Here is a 21,910-nt window from a genome sequence, read left to right as displayed (position 1 = left end):
TTTTTGTATTATATTGTAAAGATATCTTAACTTATCCACATTATTTAAATTGCGACACTAGGAGGATGGATGGATTTGTGATAATATATTATGTTAGATAGTCGTGTCGGAAATAGGTTATCCACATGTGAGTAACCAAGTCAGGAAGGTGAAAAACGTGCATTTTGATACAATAGCTGCCATCTCTACTCCAATGGGGGAAGGTGCAATTGCCATCGTCAGGTTAAGTGGGGACGAAGCTGTCCAAATAGCGGATCGTATTTTCCGTTCACCGTCTGGTAAGAGGCTAAATGAAGAACAATCACATACAATCCATTATGGTCATTTAATAGATCCATCAACTGAGGAAACTGTCGAAGAAGTAATGGTTTCTCTCATGAAAGCACCAAAAACATTTACACGTGAGGACGTCGTAGAAGTGAACTGTCATGGAGGAATTGTTGCGGTCACCCGTGTTCTTCAATTAGTGCTCAAGCAAGGGGCGCGTCTTGCAGAACCCGGTGAATTCACAAAACGTGCATTCCTTAATGGACGAATTGATTTGTCTCAAGCCGAAGCGGTCATGGATCTTATTCGTGCGAAGACAGACCGTGCCATGAATGTTGCACTCAATCAGATGGAAGGAAAACTTTCTCGGTTAATCGGGGGATTGCGACAAGCGCTTATTGAAACGTTGGCGCAAGTTGAAGTAAATATCGATTATCCGGAGTACGACGACGTCGAAGAAATGACAATCCCGCTAATGATTGAAAAAAGTATGTGGGTGAGAAATGAAATTGATAAGTTGTTGAAAACTTCATCTCAAGGAAAAATTCTGCGAGAAGGTCTATCTACTGTTATTATTGGTAGACCCAATGTAGGGAAGTCTTCCTTACTAAATAGCATCATTCAAGAAAATAAAGCAATCGTAACCGACATTGCGGGGACGACGCGTGATATTATTGAAGAGTACGTTAATGTGCGAGGTGTTCCACTGCGTCTCGTTGATACAGCTGGAATCAGAGAAACAGAAGATATTGTGGAACGAATCGGCGTCGAAAAATCGAGGAAAGTGTTGAAGGAAGCGGATTTAATTCTACTCGTCCTTAACAGTTCTGAAGAGTTATCGATAGAAGACGAACGACTATTTGAAGTGGTATCGGGAATGGATACAATCTTTGTTATCAATAAAACCGATCTTCCGCAAAAAATTGACATGCAAAAAGTGATGGAACATGCCGGAACGGGCAAAGTTGTCACGACCTCTCTCGTGAAAGACGAAGGGGTAGATGAACTGGAAGAAGCAATTGCCGGACTCTTTTTCGAAGGAAATCTTGAATCAGGCGATTTCACATATGTATCAAATGCACGACATATCGCACTATTACACAACGCGCGTGCCACGATTGAAGACGCACTCGCGGCTGCTGAAGCAGGTGTTCCAGTCGATATGATTCAAATTGACGTTACACGGACGTGGGAAATTCTTGGTGAAATTATCGGAGACACGGTCCAAGACGGTCTACTCAATGAACTATTTTCTCAATTCTGCCTCGGAAAATAAAATAAGATAAGTGTTCAACAAGAGTGAATGGAAAGAGGGGGCCTGCCTAGCGCAGTAGCCCGCTTCTACTTTTCATCGAGCTTTTTGAATGACTTTAATAGAAAGAAGGAAAAGAACATGCCCAAATTTGAAGCAGGCACGTTCGATGTTATTGTTATTGGAGCTGGCCATGCGGGAGTTGAGGCGGCACTTTCCGCTGCCAAAATGGGTGCAACAACGCTCGTACTTACAATGAACCTCGACATGATCGCCTTTATGCCATGTAATCCGTCACTCGGTGGTCCCGCTAAAGGGATTGTCGTCCGTGAAATTGATGCACTGGGCGGTGCAATGGGGAAAGTAATTGATAAAACACACATCCAAATGCGGATGTTAAATACAGGAAAAGGACCAGCAGTTCGAGCGCTTCGAGCGCAAGCTGATAAAGTCCTTTACCAGTCGGAAATGAAACGTCTCCTGGAAGAACAGGAAAATTTACTACTTCACCAAGGTGTTGTAGAAGAACTAATCGTGGAAGACGATGAAATAAAAGGTGTACTTACGCAAGTCGGTGCAATTTACCGTGCGAAGACAGTCATCATTACAACGGGGACATTCCTGCGCGGTGAAGTTATTATTGGTAACCTAAAATATTCAAGCGGACCGAATAACCAAATGCCTTCAATTAAACTTGCAGACAATATTCGCGAACTTGGTTTTGACATGGTGCGATTCAAAACAGGGACACCGCCTCGTGTGAATAGTAGAACAATTGATTATAGCAAAACTGAAATCCAACCAGGAGATGATACAGCGTGGGCATTCAGTTATGAAACGACTGAATTCATCACTGATCAACTACCATGTTGGCTGACATATACATCGCCAAGAACACATGAACTTATTAATGAAAACCTTCACTTATCACCGATGTATTCCGGAATGATTAAAGGGAAAGGGCCCCGCTATTGCCCATCAATTGAAGATAAAATTGTACGATTTGCTGATAAATCACGTCATCAGATTTTCCTTGAGCCCGAAGGCCGTAATACGCAAGAAGTGTATGTTCAAGGATTATCGACAAGTTTGCCGGAACACGTTCAAAAACAATTGATTGCAAGCGTACCAGGACTTGAAAATGCGGAAATGATGCGTGCAGGTTATGCAATTGAGTATGATGCAATCGTCCCTACGCAACTATGGCCTACACTTGAAACCAAAAGAATTCGTAATTTATATACAGCTGGTCAGCTTAACGGTACATCTGGCTATGAAGAGGCAGCAGGTCAAGGAATCATGGCCGGTATAAATGCAGCTTCCCGTGCTCTCGGGAAAGAAGAACGTGTCCTGGGGCGTGCTGACGCATATATAGGTGTTCTTATTGATGATCTTGTTACAAAAGGGACAAGCGAGCCATATAGACTTCTGACATCACGTGCCGAATACCGACTGTTGTTGCGTCATGATAATGCGGACATGCGCCTGACTGAAATTGGGTACCAAATAGGTATGATTAGTGAAGAACGACATGATGCGCATATTATTAAAAAGCAACAGATTGAAGAAGAAATTGCCAGACTGCGAAAAGTGACGATTAAGCCTAATAGTGATGTTCAAGACATCATACGTGAAACAGGCGGCTCAGAACTTAGAGAACCGATGAAAGCAGCAGACCTTCTAAAACGTCCTGAAATAAAATATAGCCAGATAGAAAGAATGGTTCCACCAGAAGAAAAGAAATCAAAAGAAGTAGAAGAGCAAGTTGAAATCTTCATTAAGTATGAAGGGTATATTGAAAAATCATTGCAACAAGTAGATAAAATGAAAAAACTAGAAAACAAAAAAATACCCGATAATATCGACTATAATGCTATATCCGGCATCGCGTCGGAAGCTAAAAGTGTACTAAGCGAAGTAAGACCATTATCCATTGCACAAGCATCTCGTATATCCGGCGTTAATCCAGCCGATATTTCAATTCTTCTTGTCTATATCGAACAAGGAAGAATAGCCAAAATTTCGGGTTAAATTAGCTAATGCGGTCTTGTGTTATGTTAGTTAATACAGGCCGCTTACGCTTTTCTTATTGTCTAGGCTCCAGGCGTCAGCTCCTCGGGGTCACAAGACAGTTTGCTGTGGTGGCTGAAGAACGCCTCCTCGCAAATTGTCTTGTGCCTGTCGGGGCTGAACGACGCCTTACGCTTTTCTTATTGTCTAGACTCCAGCGGCCAGATGCTCGGGTCATAAGTCGATCTGACTATACGGCAAAGGGCGCCGTGCCGTCATTTCGTCTTATGCCTGTCGCATCTAGGCGGGCCGCTTACGCTTTTCTTAAGGGGGAATATTGATGAATGTTGCACAATTTATACAAGCTTTAAAAGAACAAGGTATTGAATTGAGTGAAACGCAAATAGCTCAGTTTAACCAGTATTTTAAACTCTTGGTAGAGTGGAATGAAAAGATGAACTTGACAGCGATTACAGATGCGCCCTCAGTTTATTTAAAACACTTCTATGATTCTATATCCGCGGCTTTTTATATTAATTTGAATGAACCAAAAACAATTTGTGACGTAGGCGCGGGAGCTGGATTTCCAAGTATTCCTTTGAAAATTTGTTTTCCAAACTTAGACGTGACTATTGTGGATTCATTAAATAAAAGAATTGGTTTTCTGAAAGTATTAGCTGAAGAACTTCAGCTAGAAAATGTGCACTTCGTTCATGCAAGAGCTGAGGACTTCGGACAAGACTCCAAGTATCGTGAAAAGTTCGATATCGTCACTGCTCGTGCGGTTGCACGTCTGTCTGTCTTAGCTGAATTATGTATACCACTAGCTAAAAAAGGTGGAATCTTCATTGCGATGAAGGGAGCAGCCGCAGAAGACGAACTTTTAGATGCAAAAAAAGCACTTTCTGTTCTCGGGGCTACCATTAAAAAACAATACTCATTTATTTTGCCAATTGAAAATAGTGAACGAAATATCTTTGTTTTTGATAAAGAGAAAATCACTCCTAAAAAATATCCTCGTAAACCAGGCATTCCGAATAAAATGCCAATTCAGTGAACTGTTTCACGTGGAACAATGAGTAAAGAGGATATACTATCGCCATGCCGAATTAGTAGAATTAGGGAGCAGTATTGAAAAGGTGGTGCCGGGAATGAAAAGTCCGTTTTCACGATTTTTTGGGAGTGGAGATAAAGAATTAGATCCACTAGTAGTGGAAGAGGTTCATCACGAAGTAATTGAACAGGTGAAAATCGAGTTAATAAATCCAAATAAATTTCAACCGCGTACAATATTTTCTGAAGATAAGATTGAAGAACTTGCGAGGACAATCCATACGCATGGTGTCATTCAACCAATCGTCATTCGGAAAATGGGCGAAGAAAATTATGAAATCATCGCTGGAGAGCGTAGATATCGAGCAATGAAAAAATTGGGATGGTCGGAAGTACCGGCGATCATTCGAAACCTTGATGATAAAGAAACTGCATCCATTGCACTTATTGAAAACTTACAGCGTGAAGAATTGACTGCAATTGAAGAGGCATATGCCTATGAAAAACTTCTTGAACTTCATTCCTTAACACAGGAAGCGTTAGCGCAAAGACTAGGAAAAGGTCAGTCAACTGTTGCTAATAAATTGCGTTTACTGAAATTACCCGATGAAATCAAGAATGGAATATTAACAAAAGAAATATCGGAGCGACATGCAAGAGCACTTATTCCAATTAAGGACAGCGAATTACAGTCACAACTATTTAAGGAAGTAATTGAACAGCAGTTGAATGTCAAACAACTAGAAGCCAGAATCTTTCAGGTTTTACACCCTCCAGAGAATGTAAAAGATAAAAAGACAGCACCTCGGAGAAAATCGGTAAGTAAAGATGTACGAATTGCTCTTAATACTATTAGACAATCACTAGTTCTCGTTACTAAAAGTGGGATAGATGTAAAGACAGAAGAAGAAGATTCAGATGATTTTTATATAATCACTGTTAAAATACCGAAAAAGAAATAAGAAATGTCCAAGTGCCTTGATAGACCTGAAAAACTTATACTTTCTTATTTTTTAACAAAAGACTCTTGCTTCACATAGCAAGAGTCTTTTTTCTACATATTTCTCTACAAAAAATGTTTTTTTTGTTAAACTAGAAGAAGTTACAAAATTGAAAGAATAAAAGAATAATAAAAGTGCAGGAAAGCAGGTGCAGGTGTGGGCAGAATTATAGCGATAGCCAATCAAAAGGGAGGCGTCGGAAAAACGACAACATCCGTAAATCTAAGTGCTTGCCTTGCTCATATAGGCAAAAAAGTTCTTTTGATTGATACCGATCCGCAAGGGAATGCAACGAGCGGGGTAGGCGTTAACAAGGGGGAAGTCCAACAATGCATTTATGATATTCTAATAGATGATGTTAATATAAAAGATGTCATTCGTTCGACTAAAGTAGAAAACCTTGATATCGTGCCGGCAACTATATCCCTAGCAGGCGCAGAAATTGAGCTAGTTTCAACTATATCCAGAGAAGTACGGATGAAACATGCTATTCAGGAAGCAAAAGATCTGTATGACTACATCATTATCGACTGTCCACCGTCACTTGGTTTACTAACAATAAATGCACTGACCGCGGCTGATTCAATTATCATCCCAGTCCAGTGCGAGTATTATGCCCTTGAAGGTTTAAGTCAACTACTAAGTACGATCCGGCTTGTTCAAAAACATTTAAATGAAGACTTAATGATTGATGGCGTCTTACTTACGATGTTCGATGCAAGAACAAATTTAGGGATTCAAGTGATAGATGAAGTGAAAAAGTATTTTCAAGATAAAGTATACAAAACGATTATTCCAAGAAATGTACGATTGAGTGAGGCACCGAGTCATGGAGAACCGATTATCATTTATGATTCAAGATCACGTGGTGCAGAAGTATACTTAGATCTGGCAAAGGAAGTGGTTCGCAATGGCTAAAGGTCTTGGAAAAGGATTAAATGCTTTATTTCCTGGAGAGTCACTAGCGAAAGTAGAGTCTGTCGAACACATTCATGTGAAAAGTATTAAGGCCAATCCGTACCAACCAAGGAAAGTATTTGATGAAAATGCTATTCAAGAGTTGAGTGCTTCCATTAAAGAACATGGTATTCTTCAACCAATTATTCTTCGGAAAATGGGAACGGCCTACGAAATTGTTGTAGGTGAGAGACGATTCCGTGCAGCACAAATGGCAGGTCTAACTGAAGTTCCAGCGGTTGTCCGTATCTTGACGGACGAAGAAACAATGGAGTTTGCGATTCTTGAAAACTTACAGCGGGAAGACCTAACGCCAATAGAAGAGGCTGAAGCTTATCAAAGCCTCATGGAAAATCTAGGTCTTACACAGGAACAACTAGCATTTAGACTCGGTAAAAGTAGACCTCACATCGCAAACCATGTCCGTTTACTTTCATTGCCTGAAAAAGTAAGAAATTATATTACTGTAGGTAAAATTTCTATGGGGCATGGTCGAACATTACTTGGTCTACGTAAGAAAGAACAAATCGCTTTAGTGGCAGAACGGCTACTAAGAGAAGGACTTAACGTCCGCCAATTAGAAAAGCTGGTTCAAAAAATGAATGAGGATGTTCCACGTGAAACTAAACCAGAAAAGCATAAAGACTTATTCCTTGCCGAGCGGGAGTCAAATCTGCGTGATTATTTCGGGACAAACGTATCAATAAAGAAAACAAAGAATAAAGGTAAAATTGAAATCGAATTCTTCTCTGAAGATGATCTCGAACGTATTCTTGAATTATTGAACGAATAAGGATGCACCTATTTTGCCGACTGTGCAAAATAGGTTTTATTTTTAACTTTACTCAGCGGGAATCCAACCCCGCTGAATTTTAGAACTCAGTTTAAGATCGCCGCGTCCTGCGGCAACGAGGAGGAATGAACTGAAATTCCTCCTCGTTGGCCCAAAGCCTCCGGCGGATGTCACAGATTTTGAAGGGAGTTAATTGAGCAAGCTCAATTAAAAATCTGGACGCAAATACGCCTCGACGTATTTGATTGAGAGGAAGTGAAAAAGTGATTTTATTTGGGACAGTTGTGAATGTTCTTTTAATAGTTGCAGGTGCGTTCATAGGAAGATTTCTACATAATATACCCGAGCGGATGAAAGAGACTGTCATGTATGGAATTGGGTTTGCGGTTGCTGTCATTGGCATACAAATGACTTTTGAAAGTACGCAAATACTGATTGTTATTATCAGTATTGTCGTTGGTGCAGTAATTGGTGAGTGGATGGATCTCGATAAGAAAGTGAATGATCTGGGACACTGGATGGAGAGCAAGATACCGGCAAGTGATAAAGGTCCGGGCATTGCGCAAGGGTTTGTTACAGCTACGTTGATTTTTGTTGTTGGATCGATGGCCATTATCGGTGCTATTGATAGCGGTCTGAGAAATGATCATGATGTCCTCGTCATGAAAGGAATTATTGATGGTTTCACTGCTATCATTTTAAGCTCAACGCTAGGTATTGGTGTCGCGTTTGCTGCAATTCCTGTATTTTTTTATCAAGGAATTATCACGTTATTTTCTACTCAAATAAGTCGCTTCGTTCCGGATGATTTACTGAACTTCTTCATCTCTGAAATGACAGCGACAGGTGGATTAATGATTTTGGCTATCGGTTTGAATTTAATTGGTTTGACTAAAGTGAGAGTTGCCAACCTGATTCCAGGTATCCTTGTTGTTGGAGTTGCTGTTACTATCGTACACTTCTTTTGATTTAAGACGCCCGTGTGCAAGTTGCAATGCCCGAGCAATAGTGCGGCTCATCTCGTATGGAAGGTAGAGGCGAGTACTTTGCAAAACGGCATGTTCCATGAACCCGGCGATATTGACTATGCCTTTAATGGATACGTCCCCAACTGGGGGTAGCTCCTTACCGACTGCCTTGCCAGGGTGTATAGGTCCACTATTGAAAAGTAATTGTCCGATAGAACTTACTTGTCCTAGGCATGCATCAATTGCTACGATGAAAGCAGTGGGATTAGTGAGTCTGGTTTCATCAATATGCTGTTGTAGATTTAAGGCATGTAATGGACTTTCCAATGTCCCGATTACAGTGAATGGGAACAGGGGAGACTCGGATAGGAAAGAACCGGTAAGTGGCCCTAGCGAGTCACCGGTAGATCGATCGGTTCCGATACAGAAAAAAGTGAGATCTTGGGTTTCGAATGGAATGTGCTGGAGGAATAATGAACTGAGTTTCCAAACGGCACCTGTCTCCTTATGGTGAATGCGATAATCATATGGTGTAGAAAGAGTAGATCGCATGAAAAAACTCCATTTCTTTTTTTATAACTCAGTCTACGCTTGCAAGTGATTTATTATACGAAAGGAAGAGGATTGTGGCAGTAACCGTAAATGAAGACATTAAAAAATTGAAAGAAGAATTAGAAGATGCAAGTAACATACTATTTAATTCAGAAACTTGGATTGATATTGGCATGCTGGCACTTAAAGTTTTCTTCATTATCCTGTTATCCATTATTGTAGTCAAAATAGGTAAAAGCGTTATTAGCCGTGCATTCAAGGTGAGACTGAAAGGCGCCTTGCGCTATACAGAGCGCCGTGAAACAACATTGGTTAAGCTGCTTCAAAATACATTGTCATATGTCGTCTATTTCGCAGCAATTCTAGCAATCCTTTCTGCATTTACAATCAATGTTACAGGAATTCTTGCAGGGGCTGGAGTGTTAGGTCTGGCAGTCGGTTTTGGTGCCCAAAGTCTTGTGAAGGATATTATCAGCGGTTTCTTCATCATTTTTGAAGATCAATTTTCTGTGGGTGATTATGTACAAATTGGTTTAACAGTTGGAACGGTTGAAGAAATTGGTTTACGTACGACAAAAATTAGTGCGTATGGCGGGGAAGTACATATCATCCCGAACGGAAATATTTCAGAGGTCGTGAACTACTCAATTAATAATTCACTGGCTATAGTGGATATTAGACTTGGATATGAAACAGACATCGCGAAAACGGAAAAACTGTTGAAAGAGTATCTTGCAAATTTAACTGTTGGATATGAAGCGCTGATATCACAGCCAACTATCGTAGGCGTACAAGATTTGGGAGCATCTGAAATTATCATGAGAATTACAGCAGAAACCCAGCCTGTGATGCAATACGCAATTGCAAGGCAATTACGCAGGGATTTGAAAGTATTCCTGGATCAGAATGGTATTGAAATACCATATCCCAAAATGGTGATGTATCAACCGAAAAATGAGGTGTAGATAAATGGTGGAAAAAGTTTTTGGGTTAAATGATATTGTTGAGATGAAAAAGCAGCATCCATGCGGAACGAACGCATGGAAAATCATTCGGATGGGGGCAGATATTCGAATTAAATGCGAAGGATGTGGCCATAGCGTAATGATTCCGCGCAATGAATTTGCAAAGAAGATGAAAAAGCTGCTTGTAAAGGCTGAATCTTAAGCTGTTCAGATTCCAGGCGTTCCGCTAGCAGATGGACAACTAGGCCTGCTGTCCTTATAATGGAAGAGTTGCATATGGAATGTATGAGTAAAAGAATGAACATATAATGGAGGCTTCTTTAAGCGAAAGTACCGCTTAAAAAGCTAAATGAAAGGTTGTGGAACGAATGGCATTAACAGCTGGAATCGTCGGTCTACCAAACGTAGGTAAATCTACACTATTCAATGCGATTACAAAAGCAGGAGCAGAGGCGGCAAACTATCCGTTCTGTACAATTGATCCGAACGTTGGAATCGTTGAAGTACCTGATGAAAGACTAGATAAACTTACAGAACTAGTAACTCCGAAAAAAACAGTACCAACTGCATTTGAGTTTACAGACATCGCAGGAATTGTTGAAGGAGCAAGCAAAGGTGAAGGGCTAGGGAATAAATTCCTTATGCATATCCGTGAAGTGGATGCAATCTGTCAGGTTGTCCGTTGCTTCGTAGACGAAAATATAACACATGTAGCTGGTAAAGTTGATCCAATCGATGATATCGAAATCATCAATCTTGAATTGATTCTTGCAGATATGGAAGCCGTTGAAAAACGATTGGCACGTGTTACCAAAATGGTTAAACAGAAAGATAAAGTGGCAATGGCAGAAGAACCAATCTTGATTAGATTAAGAGAAGCATTTGAAAATGAAAAACCTGCTCGTTCTGTTGAGTTTAGTGACGAGGAACTTATCCTTGCAAAAGGGATGAACCTTTTGACGATTAAACCGATGCTCTATGTAGCAAACGTTGCGGAAGATGAAGTTGCAGATGCAGACAATAATGAGAATGTTAAAGCTGTCCGCGCATTTGCGGAAAAAGATAGTGCACAAGTAATTGTTGTTTGTGCAAAAATCGAAGAAGAAATGGCTGAACTTGAAGATGATGAAAAAGCGATGTTCCTTGAAGAGTTGGGTATCAAGGAATCGGGCCTCGATCAACTTATCAAAGCATCTTATAAGCTTCTTGGCTTTGCAACATACTTCACAGCGGGCGTACAAGAAGTTCGTGCGTGGACATTCCGTAAAGGGATGAAAGCACCGCAATGTGCTGGAATCATTCACACTGACTTCGAACGCGGCTTCATCCGTGCTGAAACAGTAGCATATGATGACCTAGTTGCAACAGGTTCAATGGCTGCTGCAAAAGAGGCAGGAAAAGTTCGTCTTGAAGGAAAAGAATACATTGTTAAAGACGGCGACGTTATGCTGTTCCGTTTTAACGTTTAAGTACCATATATGTTGATTAACCAAAGTTAACCAGTAGCGATTGCTTACTTTTGTGATAAGACATTAGACGTCCTATGTATAGGTGCTTTCGGATCGCTATGGACTGAACGACTACTATACAATTATCGGGATTTTTTGCTGTGTAGGGATGCGACTTTGTCGTATCCCTACACAGTTTTTCCGTTAATCGTATGGGGGTCGTTCGTCCGTCCGTCGCTCTCCAAAGCTACAAGTACACTATAAGTGCCAAAGCTTTTGGGAACGAGTGAATAGGCACTTTCCTATCCTTAGAGGAGCAGCCAAAGATGCAATTTTGGCTGCTTACTCCTTCTTTATAGCATTTCCTTTTTCAAATTTAAGGTAGTGTACCTTTCTATAACTCACCACACTGATACTTCTATGTTCGATTTATTAAAAAGTGAGGAGTGCCCGAAATTTCATCTTCGGGCACTTGCAATCTTTATAGAAAGGTAGTTATTCTTTCATCCTCCAAAGTAGCTGCATTTATCACTTGAACGCTGTAGGTATGCGGCGGACGGATAATCGCAACAAGATGACCGAAAAGAATGTGTCTGGAAATGACGAAGTCATTTCCAGACACATTTAACCCCCGGTAAAGGTGTTGTGATCATTTCGTCCAAAGCGAGCCGGAAATGTACAAGTACAAATGTAGATTTGTATGCTTTTCTTATAGGTGGTTCATTTGAGAAAACGGTTAATCAATAGACGTGTCTAAGTAAAAATAAACGCCACTCTGGAATCTAACATTCCAAAGTGGCATTTTTATTTTTCAATGTAGCTCTCCAACTCAATCCCTTTGTCAGGTGAATAGACATAAAGTTTCGGTAATTCAGGATCATCTTTCACAACCCAATTGTCGGGCAGTTCTTTCAACTCCTTATACATAGCGAAGTCGCCAGCTGCCCCGCCTATTAATAAAGCAGACAAGCTGACTAGCAAACCACTTCCAATATAAAGACCGATAAAGGCTGGAAGAATACCTGTCGTCCAAAAGGGGAGCAGTAGCGCTTTTCGTATAGCACGGTTTGTCATAAGCTGATCGGTTGTCGCATACGCGATGCCCATTTTTAGATTGACTCCAATAATCATCTTTTTCCATGGGACATCACCAAATACACGGAAGCCAAGCAGGTGAAATAGTTCATGCAGAATGATCAGCAGGATATAGCCTATAATGAAAAAAACAATTGTCCATAAGCTGAGTGAAAACGAAAAATCTCTTTCAATAACAATTTTAAGAAACCATAATAAAACGAAAGCACTTGCGGTTAAAACTAGGCTGCTCTTAGCCACTTTTGGTAAATCAATCTCAATTATTTTGTCGGGTACAGGAAATTCATTCAATGAAAATCACCTCTATTCAAAAGTATACAAGAAAATAGTTGAAAGATGAATGGAACTGTGCTAATATGTACTGATGTGAGTAATATAATTACTTACTCCTTGCCCGCTGAAATCAGCAGGGCCCAAGTCCATAAGGAGGTGACTACAGATGAGAAAGTACGAAATTATGTACATTATCCGCCCAACAGTAGAAGATGAAGCGAAAAAAGCGTTGATTGAACGTTTTGACGAAGTTCTTCTTTCTAATGGTGCAGAAAACATCGAGTCGAAAGAGTGGGGCAAGCGCCGTCTTGCTTACGAAATCGACGATCTACGTGAAGGTTTCTATCAACTAATTAAGTTGAATGCAGAAACTAAAGCAATCGATGAATTTACACGTCTTGCGAACATCAACGAAGATATTCTTCGTCATATGACTGTCCGCATTGAAGATTAATCCATATATGAATAATGAACAGGTGAAACTTACAAAATGATGAGGGAGGTTGAATTCTAATGATTAACCGAGTTGTTTTAGTAGGGCGATTGACAAAAGATCCTGAACTCAAGTATACACAAACCGGTATTGCTGTTACACGTTTTACGTTAGCAGTAAACCGAGCTTTTCAAAGCGCTTCAGGCGAAAGAGAAGCTGATTTCATCAGTTGTGTTGCTTGGAGAAAACAGGCTGAAAACGTTGCAAACTTCTTGAAAAAGGGAAGTCTTGTCGGAGTAGATGGCCGTATTCAGACGGGCAGCTTTGAAGGACAAGATGGAAAGCGTGTTTATACTACAGAAGTTGTAGCAGACAGCACACAATTTCTCGAACCGCGCAATGCATCTGGCGAAAATAGATCGGGAGCTGGCGGTGGGGCACCTTACCAAGGTTCTCAACAAAGCGAACAACCGAGCTATCAGAATCAGCAGTCAAACCAACAATACAAACAATCTAACCAGCAATCTCAACAGCCTAATCAGCAAAATTACACACGTACTGACGATGATCCATTCTCGACAGGCGGAGGTCCGATAGAAGTATCGGACGACGACCTGCCGTTCTAAGAATCTACCCGTCATTATAAGGGTTTCGAGAAGCAAGCAGTGCTAGGAAACGAGTGAGTGAACACCGGAGCGTGCTTTGGCGCGTGAGGATGTGAATGAGCGAAGTTGACAACGCAATGCGCCGCTTATCGTAAGCCGAATATGAATTAAGTAAGGAGGGGAACAACTATGGCACCACGTCGTGGAGGAAAGAGACGCCGTAAAGTTTGTTATTTCACATCAAACAACATTACTAAAATCGATTATAAAGATACAGATATGCTTAAGAAATTTATTTCTGAGCGTGGAAAAATCTTGCCTCGCCGGGTAACTGGTACAAGCGCGAAGTATCAGCGTAAACTGACACTTGCAATCAAACGCTCACGTATCATGGCACTTCTTCCATTCAGTTCGGAAGAAAGATAATTTTATTTAGATAGACCGCCTCGTCAGACCGACACAACCGGTATGGGGGCGGTCTTTTTATTCGGGTAAAAGAAGTACATATGTTCTTGGTTTGGTTTAAAAACAATAATCATGATACAATTGAAGCAACTATCCATAGTAATTGGAAGTTAGAAGTATGGATAGAATTAGTCGTCCAGCGAAAGACCGGAGGAATCTATATTATGCAAGACAATGCAAGGAAAATTACGTACGGAGCAATGATGATTGCGCTATTTGCAATCTTGCTTGCGGTATCGTTATATACGCCATTTCTCGGAAATGTCACTATGTTCTTTATTGCGTTACCGATTATTTTGTACAGATTGAAATACGACAGGAACTCGTCCCTTCTTACATTGGCGGCCGGTATCGTGTTGTCATTATTAATCGGAGGTATTCTACTCGTTCCAATCGCTTTCGTCCATGGAATTCTTGGATTCATTATTGGAGAAACCATTGTGAGGGGCAAATCAAAGTTATATATCTTCATGGCTTCTGGACTCACTCTACTTATCACGGGGATGGGCGTTTATGTTGGGGCTGTCCTTTTCTTCGGATTCAATATGATTGATGCGTTAATGACGGTTATGGAGGATACTAAAGAGCAGATGAAGTCGTTCATGGCTAACTATGGCGGCGTACCGGATGGCTATGATGAAGTCGTTACATCAACGTTTCAGATGTACGAGTACACAATTCCATCTATCTTCATCATAAGTATTTTCATGTTAGCTTTCATTCTTCTCACGCTAAACCTTGGAGTTGCAAAGCGACTGGGATTTGAAGTACCCAAGTTTCCACCATTCCGGGAAATGAAACTACCAATGATTGCGCTGATTTTGTACGGGGCAATTCTTCTTATTACGCTTTTTGCAGGTGTGAAGCCGGGCACTAATCTATATCTGATTACCGTCAACGCAACTACTGTTTTGAGATTCTTGTTTCTACTGCAAGGTGTTTCACTTATCCATTACTATGTAAATGAAATGAAGTTACCGAAAGTAGCGACAGTTGTGGCCACGATTTTTGCACTAATGCTGGCTCCGATAACGACGATGCTCGGGATACTTGATACGGGAGTGAATCTACGTGCCTGGCTTAGAAAAGACAAGTCAAAATAAGGGGATGGGACAATGACGTCATTTTTTAGAAAAAGAGCAATACGCTATCCGTTGACGGTATTGTCGATTCTGGGCGTGATGGCGGCAGTGCTCCTGCTCTTATTCCAGTTTTGGCCTGGGCTTCTTTTCTCCGTCTTGTTTATAGTTACAATGGGATTTACATGGAAAATGGAAGAACAGACTTATATCGAAACAGAGAAACATATCGAAACATTATCGTACAGGATGAAGAAAGTCGGAGAAGAAGCACTTCTTGAATTGCCGATTGGAATTATCCTTATTAATGAAAAAAATATTGTTGAGTGGGCTAACCCATACGCAGCAAAAGTATTTGCACATCAGGAAACCCTTATCGGAGATGACTTGTTCGATCTATCTGGACAGTTTCATGCGATCTTAAAAAATGAAAAGATAGAAAATAATGTTTTGACGATTGGAGAACAATCGTATAAGGTTTTTTATAAAGCAGAAGAAAAACTTATTTATTTATTTGATATTACGGAGCAACTAGTGATGGAGACTCTTTATTATGCAGACCGTACAGTTCTCGGTATTATTCTTGTCGATAATTATGATGAAGTATCACAGGCGATGGATGATCAGACAAGAAGTCAGCTTAATTCTTTGGTAACCTCACTTGTAAATAGCTGGGGAACAACGAATGGGATATTTGTAAAACGAATTGCGACTGATCGTTTCTTGGCTGTCTTTAACGAGGCAACATTGGCCGATTTGGAAAAAACAAAGTTCTCGATTTTAGATGACATTCGTGAAACAACTGCTAAGCAGAGTACGGCACTGACACTAAGTATAGGTGTGGGTGTGGGATCTACTTCATTAATCGAATTGGGCGAACTGGCACAGTCGAGTTTAGATCTTGTATTGGGACGCGGCGGTGACCAAGTGGCCATCAAACGTTCTGACGGGAAGTTGAAATTTTATGGCGGTAAAACAAATCCCGTTGAAAAAAGGACCCGTGTTCGTGCAAGAGTCATCTCACATGCTTTGCGAGATCTTATTCAAGGCAGTGATAAAGTATTTATCATGGGTCACAAAATGCCTGATATGGACGCAATCGGTGCAGCAATTGGTGTTCGGAAAATGGCACGTAAGAATAATATTGAGGGATATGTAGTCGTCAATTTCAATGAACTTGATGGAAGCGTAACACGGCTTATGGACGAAATTAGGCGTGATACGGATCTGTTCAATCAATTCATCACGCCCGATGAGGCGCTTTCGATGATTACAGAGAAATCATTGATCATTGTTGTTGATACGCATAAACCGAGTATGGTCATTGATGAACGAGTTATCGATAAAGCAGAGAAGGTTGTCGTCATTGATCACCATCGACGTGGAGAAGAGTTTATCAAGAACACGATGCTTGTCTACATGGAACCATATGCGTCATCCACTGCGGAGCTCGTAACCGAATTAATTGAATACCAGCCTAAACAAGAAAAACTTACGATGCTTGAATCGACAGCCCTTCTAGCGGGTATTATCGTCGATACAAAAAGCTTCACACTCCGCACAGGGGCAAGGACGTTCGAAGCAGCATCGTATCTGCGAACCAATGGAGCAGATACAATACTCGTTCAGCGCCTGTTAAAAGAGGATATCGCTACTTATGTCCTGAGGTCTAAACTGATTGAAACTGTTGAATTGTCCGACGAGGGGATTGCCATTGCAAAAGGAGAGAACCAAGTCGTTTATGGTTCAGTTTTGATAGCTCAAACGGCTGATATTCTTCTTACAATGCAAGGCGTCGCAGCTTCATTCGTCATTGCATCCCGTGCAGATGGTAAAATAGGAATAAGCGCCCGTTCTCTCGGTGAATTGAATGTTCAACTCATCATGGAGGAACTTGGAGGCGGCGGCCATTTGACGAACGCAGCATGCCAGCTCGATGTTGAGTCTGTGGAAGCAGCAAAAGAAATGTTAACGGCTGTACTGAATACAAAGATGGAAAGGGGAAATTCATAATGAAAGTGATCTTATTGAAAGACGTAAAAAGTATTGGAGCAAAAGGTGATGTGAAAGAGGTATCTGTGGGGTACGCACAAAACTTCCTACTGAAAAATAAATTGGCGGTTGAAGCAACGCCAGGGAATATTAGCAGACTTGAAGGTCAAAAAAATCGGGTCGCTAAAGATGCAGCAGAAGAATTAGCAGAAGCAAAAGAGCTAAAAGAGCAAATTGATAAAATTACGGTAGAAATGAAAGCTAAATCTGGTGAAGGTGGAAGGCTATTTGGTTCAATTACAACAAAACAAATTGCTGAAGCATTAAATAAAACTGAAGGTATAAAAGTGGACCGTCGTAAAATGGAATTACCGGATGCAATCCGTGCACTTGGCTTCACGAATGTTCCAATCAGAATTCATCCAGACGTGACGGCAACACTTAAAGTACATGTAGTGGAAGAAGGATAAGGAGAGATTGGGTAGATGAATCAGATGATTGATCGCGTCCCACCACATAATAATGAAGCGGAGCAGTCGGTTATCGGGGCAATTTTCCTTGAACCACAAGCGCTCATTACAGCGGCAGAACTTCTTATGCCAGAAGATTTCTATAGGATGGCGCATGAGAAAATCTTCCAAACGATGATTATTCTAAGTGACAAAGGTCAGGCAATTGACGTTGTCACGGTCACGGAAGAACTATCTGCTAAAAAAGAACTGGAAGATGTCGGCGGTATTTCGTATTTGATGGAGATTGCCAACTCTGTTCCAACAGCAGCTAACATTGTGCATTATGCCCGTATCGTTGAAGAGAAAGCACTTTTACGGCGCCTTATTCGTGTGGCTACTTCAATCGTTGAAGACGGTTACGCGCGGGAGGACGAAGTAGAGGCACTCTTAGCTGAAGCGGAAAAGAAAATGATGGAAGTATCCAACCGGAAAAATGCTGGGGATTTTCGTCATATTAAAGACGTCCTTGTTGAAACGTATGACAGTATCGAACTTCTTCATACGCAAAAAGGTGATGTTACAGGTATTCCAACAGGTTTCCGGGATTTAGATAAAATCACAGCTGGTTTTCAGCGCAATGACTTAATCATTGTTGCCGCGCGTCCGTCTGTTGGTAAGACCGCATTCGCATTGAACGTGGCGCAAAATGTTGCGACTAAAACCGATGAAAACGTCGCGATCTTTAGTTTGGAGATGGGTGCGGAGCAGCTTGTTATGCGGATGCTTTGTGCGGAAGGTAATATTGATGCACAAGTGCTTCGTACAGGTGCTCTTGAAGCGGAAGACTGGCGTAAACTTACGATGGCAATGGGTAGCCTTTCAAATGCCGGTATTTTCATCGATGATTCGCCGGGTATCCGTGTCAATGACATTCGTTCTAAATGCCGTCGCTTGCAACAGGAGCACGGCTTGGGCATGATAATGATTGACTATATGCAACTGATTGCAGGAAGCGGCACTAAGCCCGGTGAAAACCGGCAGCAGGAAGTTTCAGAAATCTCCCGTTCGTTGAAATCACTTGCGAGGGAATTGAAAGTACCGGTTATTGCACTGTCTCAGCTGTCACGTGGTGTTGAGCAACGCGTGGATAAGCGCCCGATGATGTCCGATCTCCGGGAATCAGGGAGTATTGAGCAAGATGCGGATATCGTTTCATTCCTCTACCGTGAGGACTATTATGATAAAGAAACAGAAAATCAGAATATGATTGAAATTATCATAGCCAAACAACGGAATGGTCCAACAGGTACAGTAACTCTTGCTTTTGCAAAGGAATACAACAAATTTGTCAATATTGACTGGAGTCAGCACGAATCTCCGGATTATTGATAAACACAAACATTATTTCGGGTCTTTGGAAATAACACCATCAAATAGAGAAAGACGTCTTGTGATACCGAGGTTTCCCGGTAGACAAGACGTCTTTCTTTTTTATCGAAAAATACCTGAAAGTGACGTAGCAAAGTCGAAACAATGAAAAATAAATTGTCGAATAGAACGCTAAATGTATAAATAGCAAGGTAATAGTCGAGTAATGTGATAGAAAAGAAAGTTAAGAGAACCCTCTATCATTACAAAATTAATAGTTAATAAATGGATGCTATTCTACATTCTCATTACAAAGTCCTATAATACTACAAGAATGGTACCGGATATGTTAAATTAGAGAGGCGTGAAAATTTGCATACTGTAAATGATCTATATCAGTCTTCTGATTGAAATATGGAGGGAGTTTCATATATGTTTTTCAAAAGAAATAAACAGGACGAAACAAAAAAGGCATTACCCAAATTTATTCGTCCTTTCAAAAAGACTCAAAAGATCCTCGTTATGACAATGATCTTAGCGGGACTTGGGGTAAATTCAGGTTTTGCGAATGAAGAGGAGAGTAAGGACCTCTCGACCATATTCCATATCTATTCAAAAGGGGAATATGTGGGTGTTATAGCTGATCAAGAAAAGCTGGAAGAATTGAAAGAAGAAGAGCTGAAAAAAGCAGCCTCTGAATTTAAGAATCTTCCGCTTACAATAGGAACAGATTTATCGGTGATTCCAGAGCGGGTATTTACAGCAGAAACAGACGATGACATTGTCCTAGAAAAACTTCATGGAATGCTGTCCGTGGAAGCGGAAGCAATCGGCGTTTTAATTGACGAAGAACTGGCATTCTACGTTAATGATATGGCCACGTATAATGAAGTGATTCGCGAGTTGAAATTACAATCTGTTTCTGAGAAGAAGCTTAATGAATTCGAAGCCCGCAAAGCTTCTTCTGAACCAATACCCCCTTTGAAAGAAGATGAAACGCGTATCGTAAACATCTTAATTAGCGGTGAGATGCAGGCGGTACCGGGGAATGTATCTCCAAAAGAGGTAAGAAGTACAGAAGAAGCCATGGTTCTCCTTAATAAGGGGACACTTGAGGAGAAGAAGTATGTAGTAAGTTCAGGTGATGTCCTTGGATCAATTGCTGCCGCTCACAATATGACAACGGCTAAATTGGTAGAAATAAATCCAGGATTTACAGTAGATAAGGTTCTTAGATTAGGCGACGAGCTCAATGTTACGGCTATTGAACCGTACGTAGAAGTGGAAGTTCATTATGAAACGAAAACAAAAGAAGCTATTAAATATGCAACTTTAACTGAAGAAGACAGTTCCTTATTTAAAGGCGAAAAGAAAGTAACAAAGAAAGGTTCTGACGGGGAAAAAATTGTTACAGAACTTATTCGTAAACGAAATGGTCAAACGATAGGCAGGTCTGTTTCTGAGGAAAATATTATTGCTGAAGCAGTAGACAAAGTGACGGTTGTCGGAACGAAAGTGATTCCTTCAAGAGGATCAGGTACATTCATTTGGCCTGCATCTGGAGGATATGTTTCTAGTCAAATGGGTACTCGCTGGGGTAGGACGCATCAAGGTATTGATATTGCACGTCCATCCTCGTATGGAATTGTAGCAGCAGATAATGGAGTTGTTACAACTACAGGATCGCACAGCACATATGGAAATCGGGTTGTCATCACACATAACAATGGCTATGAAACTTTGTATGCCCATCTCTCTTCGATTGAGGTTAGTGAGGGACAAACTGTATCACAGGGAACAAAAATTGGTGTAATGGGGTCGACAGGTCGTTCAACGGGCGTCCATCTTCATTTTGAAGTATTCAAGAACGGTTCCAATATTAACCCCATGAGCGTGTTAAGATAATTAGATAACCAAAGACGATACACATGTTGTATCGTCTTTTTTTAACGTTTAGACTCCTACTCGTCGGGTCTACCAAAGCGCTTACTTTTTTTGAATGTTCCATTCGACAATATTCGGGGTATATTGCCCGGGAAATAGTGAGAATGCAAGGAGAAGATGGCGACTTTGATGCGACAGTAGAAACGTGCGAAGCGTCGCGAAGAATGATAGAGTAAAAGGACACTTATAGAGGCGCCAACAGGGCGAGATGGGGGAAGATAAAATGCAAAACAAAGTAATTTTAATTGTTGATGATGAAAAACCAATTGCTGATATACTTGAATTTAATCTAAAAAAAGAAGGTTTCACTGTTTTTTGTGCATACGATGGAGATGAGGCGCTTGAAAAGGTAGAAGAAGTTAAGCCTGATCTAGTACTTCTTGATATTATGCTACCGAAGCGGGATGGTATGGAAGTATGCCGAGAAATCCGGAAAAAATATGACTTCCCGATTATTATGTTAACAGCGAAAGACTCGGAAATTGATAAAGTACTTGGTTTGGAACTTGGAGCAGATGATTACGTCACCAAACCATTTGGAACACGTGAGCTCATTGCTCGTGTGAAAGCAAATTTACGCAGGCATATGAAATCTGTTGAGGAAGAGCAAGAAGGGGCTACAAATGACATTACAGTCGGCAACCTGATTATTCAGCCAGATGCTTACCTTGTTCTAAAAAGAGATGAAAAAATTGAACTGACACATCGAGAGTTTGAACTTCTTCACTATCTTTCGAAGCATATTGGACAAGTTATGACGCGTGAGCACCTCTTACAAACAGTATGGGGTTATGATTACTTTGGAGATGTGAGAACCGTAGATGTAACAATCCGTCGTTTGCGCGAAAAGATTGAAGATGCACCAAGTAATCCAACGTGGATTGTGACAAGACGTGGCGTTGGCTATTACTTACGTGACCCAGAACAGGAGTAACTAT

General features: G+C 40.9%; 22 protein-coding genes. 19 read left to right on the top strand and 3 right to left on the bottom strand.

Features of this window, described 5'->3' with window-relative positions; all coding sequences use genetic code 11:
* The first annotated feature begins 157 nt into the window (after positions 1 to 157).
* From mnmE to MKZ26_RS14610, 7 genes are all read left to right on the top strand, one after another.
* Entirely contained in the window at positions 158 to 1,543 is a 1,386-nt protein-coding gene (gene mnmE, locus MKZ26_RS14640; RefSeq protein WP_067204090.1) for a tRNA uridine-5-carboxymethylaminomethyl(34) synthesis GTPase MnmE, read from the top strand.
* A gap of 117 nt (positions 1,544 to 1,660) precedes the next feature.
* Positions 1,661 to 3,550 (top strand): tRNA uridine-5-carboxymethylaminomethyl(34) synthesis enzyme MnmG, encoded by a 1,890-nt coding sequence (gene mnmG, locus MKZ26_RS14635; protein WP_340766634.1) that lies wholly within the window; start codon positions 1,661 to 1,663, stop codon positions 3,548 to 3,550.
* A gap of 319 nt (positions 3,551 to 3,869) precedes the next feature.
* Positions 3,870 to 4,586: a 16S rRNA (guanine(527)-N(7))-methyltransferase RsmG gene (gene rsmG / locus MKZ26_RS14630; protein ID WP_067204096.1), complete on the top strand. Its 717-nt coding sequence runs from the start codon at positions 3,870 to 3,872 to the stop codon at positions 4,584 to 4,586.
* A gap of 94 nt (positions 4,587 to 4,680) precedes the next feature.
* The gene (gene noc, locus MKZ26_RS14625; protein ID WP_067204099.1) at positions 4,681 to 5,544 is read left to right on the top strand and encodes a nucleoid occlusion protein; all 864 of its coding nucleotides are present in this window, start codon (positions 4,681 to 4,683) and stop codon (positions 5,542 to 5,544) included.
* 195 nt (positions 5,545 to 5,739) lie between these two features.
* A complete protein-coding gene (locus MKZ26_RS14620) occupies positions 5,740 to 6,501 on the top strand; it encodes a ParA family protein (RefSeq protein ID WP_067204101.1) in 762 nt (253 codons plus the stop codon).
* Positions 6,494 to 7,333, top strand: coding sequence for a ParB/RepB/Spo0J family partition protein (locus MKZ26_RS14615; protein ID WP_340766633.1), 840 nt, complete (start codon positions 6,494 to 6,496; stop codon positions 7,331 to 7,333). Before MKZ26_RS14620 ends, MKZ26_RS14615 begins: the two co-directional genes overlap by 8 nt.
* A gap of 263 nt (positions 7,334 to 7,596) precedes the next feature.
* Positions 7,597 to 8,301: a DUF554 domain-containing protein gene (locus tag MKZ26_RS14610; RefSeq protein ID WP_340766632.1), complete on the top strand. Its 705-nt coding sequence runs from the start codon at positions 7,597 to 7,599 to the stop codon at positions 8,299 to 8,301.
* On the opposite strand, the gene yyaC is transcribed toward MKZ26_RS14610, so the two are convergent.
* Positions 8,212 to 8,853, bottom strand: coding sequence for a spore protease YyaC (gene yyaC, locus MKZ26_RS14605; RefSeq protein WP_187046284.1), 642 nt, complete (start codon positions 8,851 to 8,853; stop codon positions 8,212 to 8,214). The two genes, MKZ26_RS14610 and yyaC, sit on opposite strands and share 90 nt — an antisense overlap.
* Before the next feature lie 74 nt (positions 8,854 to 8,927).
* Here yyaC and MKZ26_RS14600 point away from each other — a divergent pair, with 74 nt between their 5' ends.
* The 3 genes from MKZ26_RS14600 (at position 8,928) to ychF (ending at position 11,287) form a co-directional block, all read left to right on the top strand.
* The gene (locus MKZ26_RS14600) at positions 8,928 to 9,818 is read left to right on the top strand and encodes a mechanosensitive ion channel family protein (RefSeq protein ID WP_340766630.1); all 891 of its coding nucleotides are present in this window, start codon (positions 8,928 to 8,930) and stop codon (positions 9,816 to 9,818) included.
* Positions 9,819 to 9,822: 4 nt separating this feature from the next.
* Entirely contained in the window at positions 9,823 to 10,020 is a 198-nt protein-coding gene (locus tag MKZ26_RS14595; RefSeq protein WP_340766629.1) for a DUF951 domain-containing protein, read from the top strand.
* Between the two features lie 166 nt (positions 10,021 to 10,186).
* Positions 10,187 to 11,287, top strand: coding sequence for a redox-regulated ATPase YchF (ychF, locus tag MKZ26_RS14590; RefSeq protein WP_340766628.1), 1,101 nt, complete (start codon positions 10,187 to 10,189; stop codon positions 11,285 to 11,287).
* 460 nt (positions 11,288 to 11,747) lie between these two features.
* On the opposite strand, the gene MKZ26_RS14585 is transcribed toward ychF, so the two are convergent.
* Together MKZ26_RS14585 and MKZ26_RS14580 are read right to left on the bottom strand one after the other, a co-directional pair.
* Positions 11,748 to 11,888 carry a hypothetical protein gene (locus MKZ26_RS14585; protein ID WP_340766627.1) on the bottom strand — a complete coding sequence of 47 codons (141 nt, stop codon included), beginning with the start codon at positions 11,886 to 11,888 and terminating at the stop codon, positions 11,748 to 11,750.
* 182 nt (positions 11,889 to 12,070) lie between these two features.
* Positions 12,071 to 12,652 (bottom strand): DUF3267 domain-containing protein, encoded by a 582-nt coding sequence (locus MKZ26_RS14580; RefSeq protein ID WP_340766626.1) that lies wholly within the window; start codon positions 12,650 to 12,652, stop codon positions 12,071 to 12,073.
* Positions 12,653 to 12,800: 148 nt separating this feature from the next.
* Between MKZ26_RS14580 and rpsF the strand changes: the two genes are divergently transcribed.
* The 9 genes from rpsF to yycF all read left to right on the top strand — a co-directional run bounded on the left by rpsF (position 12,801) and on the right by yycF (position 21,906).
* Positions 12,801 to 13,088, top strand: a complete 288-nt coding sequence (gene rpsF / locus MKZ26_RS14575) for a 30S ribosomal protein S6 (protein WP_067204117.1) — start codon at positions 12,801 to 12,803, stop codon at positions 13,086 to 13,088.
* Between the two features lie 59 nt (positions 13,089 to 13,147).
* Positions 13,148 to 13,693 (top strand): single-stranded DNA-binding protein, encoded by a 546-nt coding sequence (gene ssb / locus MKZ26_RS14570; protein ID WP_067204120.1) that lies wholly within the window; start codon positions 13,148 to 13,150, stop codon positions 13,691 to 13,693.
* A gap of 168 nt (positions 13,694 to 13,861) precedes the next feature.
* Positions 13,862 to 14,098, top strand: coding sequence for a 30S ribosomal protein S18 (rpsR, locus tag MKZ26_RS14565; protein WP_067204122.1), 237 nt, complete (start codon positions 13,862 to 13,864; stop codon positions 14,096 to 14,098).
* Positions 14,099 to 14,184: 86 nt separating this feature from the next.
* Positions 14,185 to 15,240 carry a YybS family protein gene (locus MKZ26_RS14560; RefSeq protein ID WP_340766625.1) on the top strand — a complete coding sequence of 352 codons (1,056 nt, stop codon included), beginning with the start codon at positions 14,185 to 14,187 and terminating at the stop codon, positions 15,238 to 15,240.
* Positions 15,241 to 15,252: 12 nt separating this feature from the next.
* Positions 15,253 to 17,229 carry a DHH family phosphoesterase gene (locus MKZ26_RS14555; protein WP_340766624.1) on the top strand — a complete coding sequence of 659 codons (1,977 nt, stop codon included), beginning with the start codon at positions 15,253 to 15,255 and terminating at the stop codon, positions 17,227 to 17,229.
* Positions 17,229 to 17,678: a 50S ribosomal protein L9 gene (gene rplI, locus MKZ26_RS14550; RefSeq protein WP_187046287.1), complete on the top strand. Its 450-nt coding sequence runs from the start codon at positions 17,229 to 17,231 to the stop codon at positions 17,676 to 17,678. Before MKZ26_RS14555 ends, rplI begins: the two co-directional genes overlap by 1 nt.
* A 15-nt stretch (positions 17,679 to 17,693) precedes the next feature.
* On the top strand, positions 17,694 to 19,049 hold the full coding sequence (gene dnaB / locus MKZ26_RS14545) for a replicative DNA helicase (protein WP_067204134.1): 1,356 nt from the start codon (positions 17,694 to 17,696) through the stop codon (positions 19,047 to 19,049).
* Positions 19,050 to 19,460: 411 nt separating this feature from the next.
* Positions 19,461 to 20,933, top strand: coding sequence for a M23 family metallopeptidase (locus MKZ26_RS14540; RefSeq protein WP_340766623.1), 1,473 nt, complete (start codon positions 19,461 to 19,463; stop codon positions 20,931 to 20,933).
* A 262-nt stretch (positions 20,934 to 21,195) separates the two neighbouring features.
* Positions 21,196 to 21,906, top strand: a complete 711-nt coding sequence (gene yycF, locus MKZ26_RS14535) for a response regulator YycF (protein ID WP_067204140.1) — start codon at positions 21,196 to 21,198, stop codon at positions 21,904 to 21,906.
* Positions 21,907 to 21,910: the final 4 nt, after the last annotated feature.

Source organism: Sporosarcina sp. FSL K6-6792 (assembly GCF_038004885.1).
Classification (GTDB): Bacteria; Bacillota; Bacilli; order Bacillales_A; family Planococcaceae; genus Sporosarcina; species Sporosarcina psychrophila.
The sequence above is the reverse complement of the archived record's forward strand: the minus strand, read 5'-3'. Positions and strand labels throughout refer to the sequence as shown.

What these genes read in the sequence shown, in the direction of transcription:
- MKZ26_RS14615 (WP_340766633.1), top strand. Translation starts at nt 6,494, where the DNA reads ATGGCTAAAGGTCTTGGAAAAGGATTAAATGCTTTATTTCCTGGAGAG.
- MKZ26_RS14595 (WP_340766629.1), top strand. Translation starts at nt 9,823, where the DNA reads ATGGTGGAAAAAGTTTTTGGGTTAAATGATATTGTTGAGATGAAAAAG.
- rpsF (WP_067204117.1), top strand. Translation starts at nt 12,801, where the DNA reads ATGAGAAAGTACGAAATTATGTACATTATCCGCCCAACAGTAGAAGAT.
- mnmG (WP_340766634.1), top strand. Translation starts at nt 1,661, where the DNA reads ATGCCCAAATTTGAAGCAGGCACGTTCGATGTTATTGTTATTGGAGCT.
- yycF (WP_067204140.1), top strand. Translation starts at nt 21,196, where the DNA reads ATGCAAAACAAAGTAATTTTAATTGTTGATGATGAAAAACCAATTGCT.
- rpsR (WP_067204122.1), top strand. Translation starts at nt 13,862, where the DNA reads ATGGCACCACGTCGTGGAGGAAAGAGACGCCGTAAAGTTTGTTATTTC.
- dnaB (WP_067204134.1), top strand. Translation starts at nt 17,694, where the DNA reads ATGAATCAGATGATTGATCGCGTCCCACCACATAATAATGAAGCGGAG.
- rplI (WP_187046287.1), top strand. Translation starts at nt 17,229, where the DNA reads ATGAAAGTGATCTTATTGAAAGACGTAAAAAGTATTGGAGCAAAAGGT.
- ssb (WP_067204120.1), top strand. Translation starts at nt 13,148, where the DNA reads ATGATTAACCGAGTTGTTTTAGTAGGGCGATTGACAAAAGATCCTGAA.
- MKZ26_RS14555 (WP_340766624.1), top strand. Translation starts at nt 15,253, where the DNA reads ATGACGTCATTTTTTAGAAAAAGAGCAATACGCTATCCGTTGACGGTA.
- yyaC (WP_187046284.1), bottom strand. Translation starts at nt 8,853, where the DNA reads ATGCGATCTACTCTTTCTACACCATATGATTATCGCATTCACCATAAG.
- noc (WP_067204099.1), top strand. Translation starts at nt 4,681, where the DNA reads ATGAAAAGTCCGTTTTCACGATTTTTTGGGAGTGGAGATAAAGAATTA.
- rsmG (WP_067204096.1), top strand. Translation starts at nt 3,870, where the DNA reads ATGAATGTTGCACAATTTATACAAGCTTTAAAAGAACAAGGTATTGAA.
- ychF (WP_340766628.1), top strand. Translation starts at nt 10,187, where the DNA reads ATGGCATTAACAGCTGGAATCGTCGGTCTACCAAACGTAGGTAAATCT.
- MKZ26_RS14540 (WP_340766623.1), top strand. Translation starts at nt 19,461, where the DNA reads ATGTTTTTCAAAAGAAATAAACAGGACGAAACAAAAAAGGCATTACCC.